This window comes from Billgrantia tianxiuensis, from assembly GCF_009834345.1.
In the GTDB taxonomy this organism is placed as follows: Bacteria; Pseudomonadota; Gammaproteobacteria; order Pseudomonadales; family Halomonadaceae; genus Halomonas; species Halomonas tianxiuensis.
The window spans coordinates 943925-957279 of record NZ_CP035042.1 but is presented as its reverse complement, the minus strand read 5'-3'; the positions used below and the strand labels follow the sequence as shown (position 1 = coordinate 957279).

Sequence of the window (13355 nt, the reverse complement as noted above, 5' to 3'; positions counted from 1 at the left end):
ACAGCGTTGATGCAAAGCAGCCTGGAAGCCCGATGGCGCATCTACATCGATACCACTACGTTAAGGGGTTAATGAACAAGGAATCGGGGTAACCATGAAAGTCAAACGCATCATGGCCAACACGGCGACATCGGATCTCGGCAAGGCGGCGGCCTTCTATGGAGACATCCTGGGTCTCGACCTGCTCATGGATCACGGCTGGTTCCGAACCTATGGCTCGGACGAGAAAATGACGGTTCAGGTGAGCTTCGGCAGCGAAGGCGGCTCGGGTACTCCCGTGCCCGACCTCTCCATCGAGGTCGACGATATCGAAGCGGCGCTGGCCCGCTGCGAGCAGGCGAGCGTGCCCATCGAGTATGGCCCTGCCAGCGAGCCCTGGGGCGTGCGGCGGTTCTATGTCCGCGACCCGTTCGGCAAGCTCGTCAACATCCTGCAGCACGAGTGAAGGAACGCGCCCTCGGAGATGCACAACGAATCAAGGGAGGCCTCGAGCCTCCCTTTTTCACGAGCGAACCCAAACGCGCTCAATGCGGGCGGAAGTCGAACTCCTGACGGGAGATCACGCCATCGTGGTTGCGATCCATGAACAGGAAAATTTCCGGCAGAGTGCCCGCTTCGGCTTCTTCCCGTGAAATGCGGCCATCGCCGTCCCGATCCAGCTGTTCGAAGCTGTTCTGGCCGGTCACGCTGGAGGTCGCGGCAGCGGGCACCAGCTCTTCCGCGCCCCTCTCAGCGAAAGCGACGCCGGAGGCCAGGGCCAGTGCAAGAAACAGTGCGGTTTTCTGAGCTTTCATCGTATCTCTCCTTTGAATACAGAGGTGGGCCCGACAATTGCGTGGTGCTTCACTTCCGTTTGCCGACCCGATGGTTGTATTCTATCGACCAACAATCAACGCACTAGACCGCCAATTTCCAACTTTGCGTTTCCTACAGGAAACGATTAATTTACCGCCGTTCCCCACCGGGGCCGATGCAATGCACGATCTCAACGATCTCTACTACTTCCATGCCGTAGTGACCTACCAAGGCTTCTCGGCAGCCTCGCGTCACATCGGCGTGCCCAAGGGAACGCTCAGCAAGCGCATTGCGCGCCTGGAGGAGCGTCTCAAGGTGCGCCTGCTGGAGCGCTCGACCCGCAAGATCCGCACCACCGATGTGGGGCAATCCTTCTATGAGCATTGCCAGACCATGCTGGCCGGTGCCGAAGCGGCGGAAACGGTAGTGGCCCAGGCCCACGCGGAGCCCAACGGCATCGTGCGGCTGAGCTGCCCGCAGGGCCTGATCCAGAGCCTCATCGAGGAGGTCCTGCCGGCCTTCATGAAGACCTACCCCAAGGTTCGCGTGCACATGCAGGTGTTCGACCGGCGCGCCGACCTGATCGAGGATCGGCTCGACGTGGCCATACGCGTGCGCAGCAGGCCGGACATGACCGATGCCTCGCTGATCATGCGGCCGCTGGGACAGAACCACCTGGTGATGGCGGTCAGCCCGGCCGTGCATGCCGCCTGCAAGCGGGGGCTTACCATCGACGAACTCACGGAGGTGCCGACGCTCTCGATGGGAGGAGAAACGGACGAGGTTCGCTGGGAGCTGACGGGACCGAACGACGAGACCCGCGTGATCACCCTGCGCCCCCGGCTGATGTGCAGCAACTTCGACATGCTGCTCGCGGCGGCACGCCAGGGGCTCGGCGTGGCCCAGCTACCCGTGCATATCTGCCGCAGGAGCATAGCCAAGGGCGAACTGGTTCACGTGCTGCCGGAGTGGCGCTCACCCTACGGCACCATCCAAGCGGTATTCAGCCATCACAAGGGGCTCGTACCTTCCGTGAGGGCGCTGATCGACTTTCTTGCCCAGGCCATCCCCTGCAAGCTTTCGGTCGAAACCTGACAGCGCCCTCTTGCCGCGTACGACGCCGGAAGACTGGAGATTCGCCGCTCAGCGCTCGGTTTGCAGCAGGCCGGCCGCGAGCTGCCGGAACGCCTCGACGGCTCTCGGCAGCACGGCGCGCGGCTCATCGGCCGCGGCAATCCACAGTGCGGCGTTGAGAGCCGCGCCGTTGATCAGGCGGGCAGCGGCTTCGGCATCCACCGGCTTGACCGTACCCTCGTCGATGAGCGCCTGAATGGTCTGGGTCGTGCGCAACAGGCACGCATTCTGGTTGGGCCATTGCGATGGATCGCCGAGCACGGCCGGCCCATCCAGCAGCATGATGCGCTGGACTTCCGGCTCCAGCGCCATTTCGATATAGCTCACACCCTCCGCCAGCAGCCCTTCCCACGGACTTGGCGCCCGCTCCTGGGCCGCGATGAGTCGTGCCACCATCTCCGCATCGATCTGATCGACCACGGCCTGCAGCAGTCCCTTCTTGCCCCCGAAATTGTGATACAGCGCCCCTCGCGTCAGCCCCGCATCGGCGGTGATGTCGTCCATCGAAGCCGCCGCATAGCCCTTGGTCGCGAAGGCCTCCCGAGCGGCTCGAATGAGCTTGACCCGGGTCTCCTCCATCATCTGCGCACGTTTCGTCGCCACAGCCTCTCCTGACATCGCTTGCAAAAGTTTTTCACATACGCGCCGTATGCGTATTGACATACGCTGCGTATGTGCCAGCATAATCACATACGGCCCGTATATCAATTTTACCCACCGGAGCAGCATGATGGCTAAACGCGATGCAGTCTTTCCTGCCGGACGGCAGGCACTCTACGAGATCAACCGCTATTCGGCGGCCATCCGCTCGGGCGACTTCCTGTTCGTCTCGGGCCAGGTCGGCAGCCGTGAGGACGGCTCCCCCGAGCCGGATTTCGAAAGCCAGGTGCAGCTTGCCTTCGACAACCTCTCGGCCGTTCTCGAGGCCGCCGGTTGCACCTTCGACGACATCGTCGACGTGACCACCTTCCACACCGATCCCGCCGCCCAGTGGGAAGCGATCGACAGGGTTCGCACCAAGGAAATCGGCCAACCGCCCTACCCCAACTGGACCGCCGTCGGCGTCAACTGGCTAGCGGGCTTCGACTTTGAAATCAAGGTGATCGCACGGATTCCCGCGCCGGCGGCGTAACGCCACGCCTCCCACCAGGAGCGCACCGCTGCCGGAACGGCGGCGGTGCGCTTTCATCGATTGCAGGCCTCGGCACGCTAACCAATACTGCAGCGAGCGGCATCACTCACGGCAGGCAGCGCCTGATCGATCAGGGTAAACCCCGCTCGCCGAATGGGACTGCGAGCGATCGGAAAACCCTATGGAGGCTCCCATGGATGAAGACCTCGAACGGATGACCCGAGAGGAACTGATCGAAGAAGCCAAACGACTCCGCCAAGGCATCCGCGAACACCGGGACTGCAGCCGGCACGACCTGTGCTGGCATCACCCGGCCCTGTGGGCATTACTGCCCGACAAGACCGACCCGGTTCCCGTGGTACCGGAATGGCCGGAATTCATGAAAGGCTGCATCAAGTACCGCCAATCGCTTGATGAGCAGTTGCCTAATGCACCCCGCACAGATGACTCGTATGAGGAGTAAGACTTCCCACCCAGTAGGGCCAGAGACCATGCTTCCCCCACGTATCGACACCGAGCGACTCACCCTGCGGGAACCGCGCCCCACGGACGGACCGGTCTTGTACCGCGAATACACCACGGACCCGGAAGTGACGCGCTACATGGTCTGGCGTCCTCACCAGGCCCCATCCGAAACGCAGGAGTACGTGGATGTCTGCATTCGGGCCTGGAAAGAGCGCAGCCGGTTTCCGTACGTCATGACTTTCCATGGTGACGAGCACGAACCTATCGGGATGCTGGAAGCCCGGCCTCGGGGGCATACGGTCGATGTGGGCTATGTCCTGGCCCGCCGCCACTGGCGAAAAGGCATCATGCCGGAAGCACTGACTGCCCTGACCGCGCTTTGCCTGGCACAGCCCGAGGTATACCGCGTTCAGGCCACCTGCGATGTCGAAAATCTGGCTTCTGCCCGTTTATTGGAAAAATGCGGCTTCGTGAGAGAGGGTCGCCTCGAACGCCACATGCTCCATCCGAATATCGACCCCGAGCCAAGAGCCTGCTTCCTGTATGCCCGATGTCGTTAGGCTCCATGAACGAAACCCCATGCCCTCGCTCTCCTATCGTTGTAAGCGATTTGCTACAACGCGTAAGCCATAACCTCAATTGCGCTGACAAGGGTCATCTTTTGGCCTGATGGCATGGCGCACCCGAAACAATGGGTTTACGTTTAGTAAAAAAAGCACGCGGGGAGGGAGCGGGATGAAGCGCATCGTCATCTGCGCGGACGGCACCTGGCAGTGCCCGGAGAGCGATACCGCCACGCACGTACTGCGCCTGGCTCGCGGCATCGCCCCCTGCTGCCAGGCCGGTATCAAGCAGGTGGTTTACTACGACTGGGGCGTGGGCACCGAGGGTGACAGCATTCGCGGCGGTGCCACCGGCGCCGGTATCGACAAGAACATCATGGATTGCTATCGCTTCGTGGTGCACAACTACGAGCCCGGCGACCAGCTCTTCCTGTTCGGCTTCAGCCGTGGCGCCTATACCGTACGCTCCCTGGCCGGGCTCATTCGCAACTGCGGCATCCTGCGCCGGCTCTATGCCGACCGCATTCCGGAAGCCTACGTACTCTACCGTCAGCGCTCCAAGAACTCGGCTCCCAGTGGCGACAGAGCCGCCAACTTCCGCCGCGCCTACGCCGTGGCGGATAGAACCGAGATCGAATTCATCGGCGTGTGGGATACCGTCGGCGCACTCGGCATTCCCGCCCCGTTCCTCGGCACCCTGGGCACCGAGCGCTACCTGTTCCACGACACCGAACCCAGCAGCATCATCCGCCACGCCCGCCATGCCGTTTCCATCGACGAGAACCGTCAGGACTTCGAGCCCACGCTGTGGTCGGCCAAGCCCGGCATCGATCTCAAGCAGGTGTGGTTCGCCGGTGTGCATACCGATATCGGCGGCGGCTACCCACAGCGCGAACTCGGCGACTACGCCGGACAATGGATGGCCACCGAGGCCCAGCAGGTCGGCCTCATCTTCGAACCGCACTTCCTCACCTCGATGAACCCGCGCCATAGCGGCAGGCAACACGACGAATACAAGGGCTTCTACAAGATCATGCGCCGCTCGCAGCACCGCACGCCGGAACCCTGCGTGCACCAGAGCGTACGCCTGCGCTGGGAAGACCCGCACGTGACCTACCAGAGCCCGGCACTAAGCCAATTGCTCGACTCGGTGGGTGGGGATTGGGGCCGGGTGGAGTTGGTGGGGTGACTTTGATAAATAGTTTCCAAGGGAATGCAACAGCTGTGAGCCACCGGAAGTACATGACCCCGCCCTCTATCTCACCCATATCTCCGAAGCTTCATATATAAAAAACAATGCCATTAAGAGAAAATTAATGAAAAACGAGCACTGGGTACAAATTTTAGTTGGTATAATAATCCTGGGGACATTAGCTTTCCTAGGCACCAGCATGTATGATATGCGTGGGCTTCTTTCTGGGGTAGCCATGAAAGTTGACCAGAATGAGCAACGCGTATCCAGAATTGCTGATGTTCTCCCTGATGTCCGCGCAAGAGTTGCTTGGGACGAATTGCACGGGCCTCTGTCAGGATTTATTGCAGTATCAGTTCCTGAGGAGCGAAATCCTAACGAATGGGTCTCTACTATACGGCTTTACGACGCTCGAACAAGAAGACTTCAACTGTTCGAAATGACACGACCGGAACGTGAGAAAGATTTTCCTCGCTACCTTGTGGCAGGGCGCATTCGTGCTGAAGGCTCATTAGAGCCAAGCTTCCATGAGCTCACAGTATTTGCAAATAGTGAGCGAATTCCTGTGGCTCTCCCCAAAACCCTGGACAACCACGCCAGTTTTGTCATTCGTAGCCAAAGCATGGAAGTATATGAGGACTTCTTCAGGGAATTTTCAGATGATGAGCCCAGTACAACAGACTCAACTGATCTAAGAAACTGGCTAGAACTGTCAGCAGAGCTAGAAGCCCTAGATCAAGAGGGCTAGTATAGCACTTCCTAATAAACGCAATTTTTCAGCATAAATAAAACCTAAAAAACCAATCAGCCCAGACATGAACCTGAACAAAGGATTACACCGTGAAACTAGCTGCCCTACTTATTTCAAATTTCAAAGGCATAAAAGATGAGGTAAAAATACTCATCGACAACATTGTCGTATTAGTCGGCCCAAACAACAGCTGCAAATCTACGATACTTGACGCATACGAAGCCTACGTTTCAATGGGTAGCGCTCTGAGCTTAGATCACTTTCATGGAAGAAACACTAGCACACCAGTTATAATCACAGGCATATTTAATGATATAACGCAAGAAGATATTGACACATTAGGCCAGGAGTGGCACCTACTTAATGATCCAGAATTTGGAAACTGTGCAAAGTTCCAAATTCGCTGGGAGACGCCTGATGAGAGCGGTATAAAATATAGCTTTAGCAACAAAACCAACGATTGGAAAAAGGGTGGTGCCGGTGGTTGGAATACCTTGCTACAGAGCCGATTGCCAACACCAATTAGGCTTAACCCAAATGATGGATATGACGCGCTAGAAAAAGTCGTAAAGGATCTAGCATCAAAAAACGCCGCCAGAAAGCTTAAAGATGATAAAAGCAAGGTGGCTGGCATTGTTGCCGAAATTGAAAAGCTAGCCAAGGAAGTAGATAGAGAACTGTCTAACAGTATTGGCCAGCTGAGCAATAAAATAGAAACTGAGTTAAACAAGCTATTCCATGGAACCACAGTAACTTTTGAAACTGGCGTTGGAAAATTCAAGGCAGAGGAGGCCATCAAAGATGGAAGCAAATTTTTTGTTAAAACAAGCAACCACCCATCATCACTTGAGCATCAGGGAACAGGATTAAAAAGAGCTTTTTTATGGTCTGCGGTAAATGCTTTGTGTAGCGAAGGAATGTACAAAAAAGGAACCAAAGTAATTCAAGAAGAGACGCCGAAAGTATTACTAATCGACGAGCCAGAAATAAACCTTCACCCATCTGTTATTAAAGCAGCTAGAAAAGCCATCTATGCTCTTGCAGACATGGAGGGCTGGCAAGTTATTTGCACCACCCACTCCCCAATATTTATTGATCTCACTCAGGACCATACCACACTTATCAAGGTCTCCAACAGCCAGCAAGGCGTCTACTATTTTCAGACAGACAAGGCACATTTTAGCCCTGACGAAAGAGACAACCTCAAGATGCTTAACCGTTGCTGCCCAACGGTTCATGAATTCTTCTTTTACTCTAATGCAATACTCGTTGAGGGTGACACAGAGTATCTAGCATACCAGTACATTATTGAACAAAATGGACTGGAAGGAGTCTACTGCGTCATTAACTGTAGAGGCAAGGCAAACATACCAACTTTTATAAAAATCTTCAACCAATTCAATGCAAATGCCATTGCCATACATGACTTAGACACAAAGCTAAGAAAAGATGGAGTGCCAAACGCCATGTGGACAATCAATCTGAATATCCGAACTCTGGCAGATGCAACCGATGGACGCGTTCAAACAGTAGCCCACAACCCTGATTTTGAAGGATTTTATTTAAATGAATCGCCAAGCAAAGATAAGCCTTACAATCTTTTCACCCACCTAACTTCACCTGACTTCTTGACCAATGAAAAATACAATAAACTAAGGGAATCGCTTAGCTCAATAATTAATGGAACTCACAAAGGTTTGTATACTACTCACGCCGAGCTAGACGCAATGGCTTTACCAGCCTCTGCACGAGAATAAAACATTTATCACATCATGAATTCACGATGAGCGCCACGCCATATAATTTTTATTTAAAGCCCACTTCTTTCCGGATGAAAAGTATGACTTAACTTATCGAAAATAAGCTGCATTTTTCCCAGAAAGGCGAACCACCCCACCGCGGCCCCATCCCCCGGGGCCGCCGATAAAGCAGACCGCCCCGCTACAGCGTCTCTTCCAACAACATCGCCAACCGCTTGTGGTGCAGTGCATCAGCGGTCGCGTCGTAGCTGGGGGCGTCCTTGGCGGTGAAGCCGTGGGCGGCGCCCTTGTAGAGTTCGGAGGTGAAGTGCACGCCGGCCTTGGCCAGGGCTTCGTCCAGGCGGGCGATCTGGTCGGGGGGCAGCAGCTCGTCCTTGTCGGCGTGGCCGAGATAGACGCGCCCCTCGATGGTGCCGACTACATGCACCAGGCTGTTCGGGTCGTCGGCCTTGGCCAAGTTGGCCGAATGGAAGCCGGCCGCAGCGGCGACGCGGCCGGGGTGCTCGGCCGCCATGCGCAGCGCGAAGGCGCCGGTCATGCAGTAGCCCACTACGCCTATTTTGACGTCGGCGAACTCGGCCTCGCTGTCGATGCATTTCAGCAGCGCGGTGAAGTCGCGGGATAGTGCCTCGGGCGTAAGGTGGCCGGCATACCCGAACAGTGTTGGTCGCACGTCCGGGTCGCGGAAGGATTTGCCCTCCGGCACGACGGGACCGCGCGCATCGCGATAGTAGATGTTGGGCATCAACACGGCATAGCCGTTGTCCGCGAGTTGCTGGGCCTTCTCGTGATAGCAGGAGCGCAGGCCGCCGATATCGGTGAACAGCACCACGGCCGGAAGAGGACGGTCGGCACTCTCGGGCGTGAAGACATGAGCGTCGATGGTTCCGTCGGCGGCAGGGATTTCAATAGCGCGAGACATAGCGGGCTCCGGGTTTGTCGATGGCAACGTGATCTTGTCAGGGACGAATGTGCCAAATATCCGCCTTTGGCCAGCTCGAGTACCTTAGCCTATTTTGATGGGGTGTTTGAGACAGCTGGCATCTACGGCTGCCGTGCCGCCAAAACGAGCATGAGGCCATAACCAACATTATGGAGAGTGTCATGAAGGCTGAAGAGTTGCGCTCCGTCCAGAGGCCTCTGAAGGAGCGTTATCGCGAGGCACCGGATGCCGCACTGATCACTCTGCGCGCGCAAGGGCGTCTCGGTGAAGGTGTGAGCTGCAAGATCGAGACGGGCAAGGCGCTCGTTGAGGCCGGGCTGCATCCCGCCACGGGCGGGAGCGGTCAAAGCGCGTGTTCGGGCGACATGCTGCTCGAAGCGTTGGTGGCCTGTGCCGGGGTGACGCTGAACGCCGTCGCCACCTCGCTCGGCATCGAGTTGCGAGATGCTTCGCTCCAGGCGGAAGGCGATCTCAATTTTCGTGGAACGCTTGGCGTGGCAAAGGAAGTGCCCGTGGGCTTCCAGAGCATTCGGCTGCAAGTCACCCTCGACACCGATGCCTCGGAAGAGCAGCTCGACACTCTCCTGCGTTTGACGGAGCGGTACTGCGTTGTCTACCAGACGCTGGCACATCCCCCGGCGCTGTCGGTGGCTCGCAAACGCGCAACGGACTGAGCGTTATACCTCACACTCAACAAGCCGTCGCCGCCGTTCATCGCAAGCCTGTCGATTCCTACGCAGCTCGTTCGAATACTGGCTGAACTTGCAAACCACGAGGATGAGCAGATGCGTAAAGTGATCGTTGGCGGCATGGTTTCCCTGGACGGCGTCATGCAGGCGCCCGGCGGGCCGCAGGAAGACCCGACCGGAGGCTTCCGCCATGGCGGCTGGGTCGCGCCGTTGGTGGACGAGGTATTCGGTGAGGAGATCGACAAGCTGTTCGGTCAGCCGTTCGACCTGCTGCTCGGGCGCAAGACGTATGAGATCTTCGCTGCGCACTGGCCCTACGCCGAGGAAGGGCCGGACGACTCCATCGCCAAGACCTTCAACTCGATCAAGAAGTACGTGGCGACCCGAAAGGGACTGGAGTTGACCTGGAAAGACTCGGTGGCGCTGCGCGACGCGGCGGCCGATGTTGCCAGGCTGAAGCAGGAAGATGGGCCGGCGCTGATTACCCAGGGCAGCACCGAGCTGGTCCACACGCTGCTTGCGCACGATCTCGTCGATGAACTCAAGCTGTTCATCTGCCCCGTGGTGCTGGGGCAAGGCAAGAAGTTGTTTGACGACGGCGCCCAGGCGGCGGCATTCAAGCTCGTCGCCAATCGGGTGTCGCCCAACGGCATCGTGATCGCGAATTATGAACGCGACGGAGCGGTGAAGACCGGCGACTTTGCCATGGACCCACCTACGGCGGCGGAAGTGGCACGGCGCGAGAAGATGCAGCGGGAAGGGTAGGATGAAGCCTAACCCAACGCTCTCTTCAGGAACTCCAGGAACCGGAAGTCGTTGGCGTAGGCGACGTTGATGCGCATGGCGGTGCCGTCGATGCCATCCGGGCGCAGCGAAAAGATGGCACCGGGTGCGATGAAGATGCCCTCCTCCGTGGCGCGTTTGGCCAGCTCCAGGGTGTTGATACCGGCAGGCAGCCGGGCCCATAGATAGTAGCCGCCGCCGGGGCCGCTGATATCCTCGATGCCTACATCGCGCAGGGCGCGCCGGGCGCTGGCGCTGGCCTTGGCGACCCGCTCGCGAAGCTGCACCAGATGACGGCGGTAGCGCCCCTTGACGATCAGCTCGTGGATCACCGATTCGATGAAGGTGGAGGAGTTGACCACGGTGAGCATCTTGATGTCGGTGAGGGAGCGGATCAGCGCACGGCTGCCGGCGATGTAGCCTGAGCGCAGCCCGGTGGAGAGCGTCTTGGAGAAGGTGCCCACGTAGATGACGTTCTCCAGTCCATCCAGTGCGGCCAGGTGGGCACTCCCCTGCGGCAGCAGGTCGGCGAACACGTCGTCCTCCACCAACACCACGCCGTGCTGCTCGGCGATCTTCAATAGCTGATGCATGTTGCTCAGCGACATGCTGGTGCCGGTGGGGTTGTGAGCGTTGGGTTGCAGGAAGAACAGCCGCGGCCGGTACTGGCGCACCTTGCGCTCGAACTCCTCGAGGTCCACCCCTTCCGACGTACGCGAAACGCCCACCAGCTTGGCCCGTGCCAGGCGCAGCTTGCCGAACAGCGGATAGTAGCCTGGCGTTTCCACCAGCACGCTATCGCCGGCATCGACGAAGTGCCGGATGATCAGATCGAAGGCATGGTTGGCCCCGAAGGTGAGCAGCACCTGTTCCGGGGCGGCAAGGATGGAACGCCCAGCCAGCACCCGGGCGATGGCGTCGCGCAGCGGCTCGAAGCCCTGCGGCATGCCATATTCGAAATGCGCTTCTTCCTGGCCCGTACCGCGCCGCTTGAGCGCACGGGAGAGATCGAGCCCACCCATCCAGGCGGCCGGCGCACGGCCATCACCAGCACGGACCGCGAAGCTACCGACCAACTGCTCTCGCAGGAGAGAGACACTGTCGATCGCCTCACTCAGGTTCTCGCGCTCTTCCACCGTGGCTTGTGGACGCGTTTGCGAAACGAAGAAGCCGGCGCCATGACGGGCCTGCAGGCGTCCAATGGCGACGAGCTGATCGTAGGCATCGATGATGGTGTTCTTGGCCACGCCGAACTGACGAGCCGCTTCGCGAATGGAGGCAACCTTGGCCCCCGGTGCCAACCGGCCCTCCTCCATGGCCTTGAGCAGCGCCTCGGCAATCTGGCCGGATTTGGTCATGCTCACCCTCTTGCAGCAAACTGTAACCCTTCAGGCGAAGGTACAGTACTTGGAACAATTTTTACAACTGTACCTTATTCTGTTCCTTCGTTTTGCCGAAGCTGGCACTGCCGGTAACGGCTCATAACACCAATAACGATTTACCTGGAGTCACGCATGCCAGCCAAAGACAGGGCTTTCCTGAATGTCTGGGACGATACGGTTTCGGGCAGGGATCTGCTCATCTCGCTTGCCATCGCCACGCTGCTCAGCCTGGGTGGTTTCCTGCTCGCGCCGTGGCCAGCCCCCGGGCCGCTGGTGCTGGGGATTGCCGGTGCCATTCTCGGCTTCTTCATCAGTGCGCTGCTGTTTCGTCCCAAGCGCCGCCTCGACATCGAAGGGGAGGCGTGAGCATGGACCCAATGTTGCTGTTGCAGATGCTGATCGCCGCACTCATCGCGGTGGTGGTCTATACCGCCATTGGCGTGGCGCCCGGCACCGATGAAACCGCCGTACTGGCGCCCGTTACGCTGGCGCTGGTGGTGGCGGGCATCCCACTGCCCGTGGTGCTGGCCTTCTTCATGGCGGCCATCGTGGCCAAGAAGCTGACCGATTCCATTCCTGTTTCGGTGGCGGGCATTCCCGGCGGCGTGATGTCGGCGCCCATGGTGGAGCACGCCTTGACGCTGAAGCGCGAAGGACAGGCCACCCTGGCGATCCGCAAGATGGCCTCCGGCTCGGTGATCGGTACTTTGGTCGCGGTGCCGATCAGCCTGTTCCTCGCCTTCCTGCTCACTCCGCTGGCCGACGTGCTGGGCCAGTATGCCAGCCAGATCTTCTTCCTCGGCGCGGTGTTCCTGGCGCTGATGAGCCGCGAGAAGGTCATCAGCCTGGTCAGCATCGTGGTACTGGCGGCGCTGATCCAGGCACTGCGCCACTTCTATTGGGGCATGGGCGTGATCCCCGAGGGTCGGGTGGTATTCATCTCGTTCTTCCTCGGCATCACCATCGGCCCGATGATGTTCAACCTGGCGCAGCTTCTGGTGAACCGCGAGCGTCGGGCGATGACGGTGGCCGAGCCCAAGACCATCCAGATCTACAAGACCGAGGACGAGCACAAGCTACCCAATCCCTTCCGCATCCTCACGCGGCAGGAAACGGCCTCGGCCGCCGCCAGTTCGGTGCTGGGCTCGGTCACCTTCTTCATGAGCCCGGTGGGCATCACCATCTTCCTCGGCGAGGTGATGTCGAGCTGGGTGAAGGGCACCGTGGAGAAGGCCAGTCGGGCGCTCTCCTCCATGGACGCCGTGACCAACGCCGCCTATATCGCTGGCATCCTGATCCCCCTGGCGGCACTGGGCATTCCCATGAGCCCCATGGCCATCGGCCCGGGCAATGCCTTCTTCAATGCCCCGCCGGTGCTTACCCTGGAGCAGAACGCACACCACCTGATGAGCTTCTCCGAAATTGCCATTGCCAGCATTCTCGGCGCCGGTATTGCATTGCTGATCACCTACCCCATCGCGGTTCGCTACGCACGCCAGATCTGCGTCTTCGTGTTCCGCCACATTCCCCATGAAGCTTTCCTCGCCATGTTCTTCGCCCTGGTCATGCTGCTGGCCTACATGGATGCCGGGCTGATGGGCATTCTCGGCGTAATGGTGCTGGCTCTGGTGGCAGGCCTGCTGAACCGCTGGGGCGTGAATTACGGCGTGCAATTCATGTCGCTCTACGCGGCGCCCTGGCTGATGGGGCTGCTGGCCTGAGGGGTCACGGTTTCCCTTTCGAACTGACTTTCATTGAATTCCGAT

The 13355-nt window shown here is 58.7% G+C and carries 16 protein-coding genes; 12 read left to right on the top strand and 4 right to left on the bottom strand.

Annotation, left to right across the window (positions count from 1 at the left end; translation table 11 throughout):
• The first annotated feature begins 94 nt into the window (after positions 1-94).
• A complete protein-coding gene (locus EKK97_RS04490) occupies positions 95-445 on the top strand; it encodes a VOC family protein (RefSeq protein ID WP_159549584.1) in 351 nt (116 codons plus the stop codon).
• Positions 446-524: 79 nt separating this feature from the next.
• On the opposite strand, the gene EKK97_RS04485 is transcribed toward EKK97_RS04490, so the two are convergent.
• On the bottom strand, positions 525-794 hold the full coding sequence (locus EKK97_RS04485) for an EF-hand domain-containing protein (protein WP_159555683.1): 270 nt from the start codon (positions 792-794) through the stop codon (positions 525-527).
• A 181-nt stretch (positions 795-975) separates the two neighbouring features.
• Between EKK97_RS04485 and EKK97_RS04480 the strand changes: the two genes are divergently transcribed.
• Positions 976-1890, top strand: a complete 915-nt coding sequence (locus EKK97_RS04480) for a LysR family transcriptional regulator (protein WP_159549581.1) — start codon at positions 976-978, stop codon at positions 1888-1890.
• Between the two features lie 48 nt (positions 1891-1938).
• Here the strand turns inward: EKK97_RS04480 and EKK97_RS04475 are convergent, their stop codons facing one another.
• Entirely contained in the window at positions 1939-2532 is a 594-nt protein-coding gene (locus EKK97_RS04475) for a TetR/AcrR family transcriptional regulator (protein WP_234286605.1), read from the bottom strand.
• 127 nt (positions 2533-2659) lie between these two features.
• Between EKK97_RS04475 and EKK97_RS04470 the strand changes: the two genes are divergently transcribed.
• The 6 genes from EKK97_RS04470 to EKK97_RS04445 all read left to right on the top strand — a co-directional run bounded on the left by EKK97_RS04470 (position 2660) and on the right by EKK97_RS04445 (position 7789).
• Complete coding sequence (locus EKK97_RS04470; protein ID WP_159549578.1) at positions 2660-3061, top strand: RidA family protein; 402 nt, start codon at positions 2660-2662, stop codon at positions 3059-3061.
• A 193-nt stretch (positions 3062-3254) separates the two neighbouring features.
• Positions 3255-3524 carry a hypothetical protein gene (locus EKK97_RS04465; RefSeq protein WP_159549575.1) on the top strand — a complete coding sequence of 90 codons (270 nt, stop codon included), beginning with the start codon at positions 3255-3257 and terminating at the stop codon, positions 3522-3524.
• Positions 3475-4086 carry a GNAT family N-acetyltransferase gene (locus EKK97_RS04460; RefSeq protein WP_340162927.1) on the top strand — a complete coding sequence of 204 codons (612 nt, stop codon included), beginning with the start codon at positions 3475-3477 and terminating at the stop codon, positions 4084-4086. Before EKK97_RS04465 ends, EKK97_RS04460 begins: the two co-directional genes overlap by 50 nt.
• Positions 4087-4261: 175 nt before the next feature.
• Positions 4262-5278, top strand: coding sequence for a DUF2235 domain-containing protein (locus EKK97_RS04455; protein WP_159549570.1), 1017 nt, complete (start codon positions 4262-4264; stop codon positions 5276-5278).
• A 127-nt stretch (positions 5279-5405) separates the two neighbouring features.
• Complete coding sequence (locus tag EKK97_RS04450; RefSeq protein ID WP_159549567.1) at positions 5406-6029, top strand: hypothetical protein; 624 nt, start codon at positions 5406-5408, stop codon at positions 6027-6029.
• A 92-nt stretch (positions 6030-6121) separates the two neighbouring features.
• On the top strand, positions 6122-7789 hold the full coding sequence (locus tag EKK97_RS04445) for an ATP-dependent nuclease (RefSeq protein WP_159549564.1): 1668 nt from the start codon (positions 6122-6124) through the stop codon (positions 7787-7789).
• Positions 7790-7973: 184 nt separating this feature from the next.
• Here the strand turns inward: EKK97_RS04445 and EKK97_RS04440 are convergent, their stop codons facing one another.
• Positions 7974-8714, bottom strand: a complete 741-nt coding sequence (locus EKK97_RS04440; RefSeq protein WP_159549561.1) for a dienelactone hydrolase family protein — start codon at positions 8712-8714, stop codon at positions 7974-7976.
• A 182-nt stretch (positions 8715-8896) separates the two neighbouring features.
• On the opposite strand from EKK97_RS04440, the gene EKK97_RS04435 reads away from it, so the two are divergent.
• Positions 8897-9409 carry an OsmC family protein gene (locus tag EKK97_RS04435; RefSeq protein WP_159549558.1) on the top strand — a complete coding sequence of 171 codons (513 nt, stop codon included), beginning with the start codon at positions 8897-8899 and terminating at the stop codon, positions 9407-9409.
• 111 nt (positions 9410-9520) lie between these two features.
• Positions 9521-10189 carry a dihydrofolate reductase family protein gene (locus tag EKK97_RS04430; protein WP_159549555.1) on the top strand — a complete coding sequence of 223 codons (669 nt, stop codon included), beginning with the start codon at positions 9521-9523 and terminating at the stop codon, positions 10187-10189.
• Positions 10190-10197: 8 nt separating this feature from the next.
• On the opposite strand, the gene EKK97_RS04425 is transcribed toward EKK97_RS04430, so the two are convergent.
• Positions 10198-11565 carry an aminotransferase-like domain-containing protein gene (locus tag EKK97_RS04425; RefSeq protein WP_159549552.1) on the bottom strand — a complete coding sequence of 456 codons (1368 nt, stop codon included), beginning with the start codon at positions 11563-11565 and terminating at the stop codon, positions 10198-10200.
• Between the two features lie 156 nt (positions 11566-11721).
• On the opposite strand from EKK97_RS04425, the gene EKK97_RS04420 reads away from it, so the two are divergent.
• Both EKK97_RS04420 and EKK97_RS04415 read left to right on the top strand, forming a co-directional pair.
• The gene (locus EKK97_RS04420) at positions 11722-11955 is read left to right on the top strand and encodes a hypothetical protein (protein ID WP_159549549.1); all 234 of its coding nucleotides are present in this window, start codon (positions 11722-11724) and stop codon (positions 11953-11955) included.
• Positions 11956-11957: 2 nt separating this feature from the next.
• Positions 11958-13310, top strand: coding sequence for a tripartite tricarboxylate transporter permease (locus tag EKK97_RS04415; protein ID WP_159549546.1), 1353 nt, complete (start codon positions 11958-11960; stop codon positions 13308-13310).
• Positions 13311-13355: the final 45 nt, after the last annotated feature.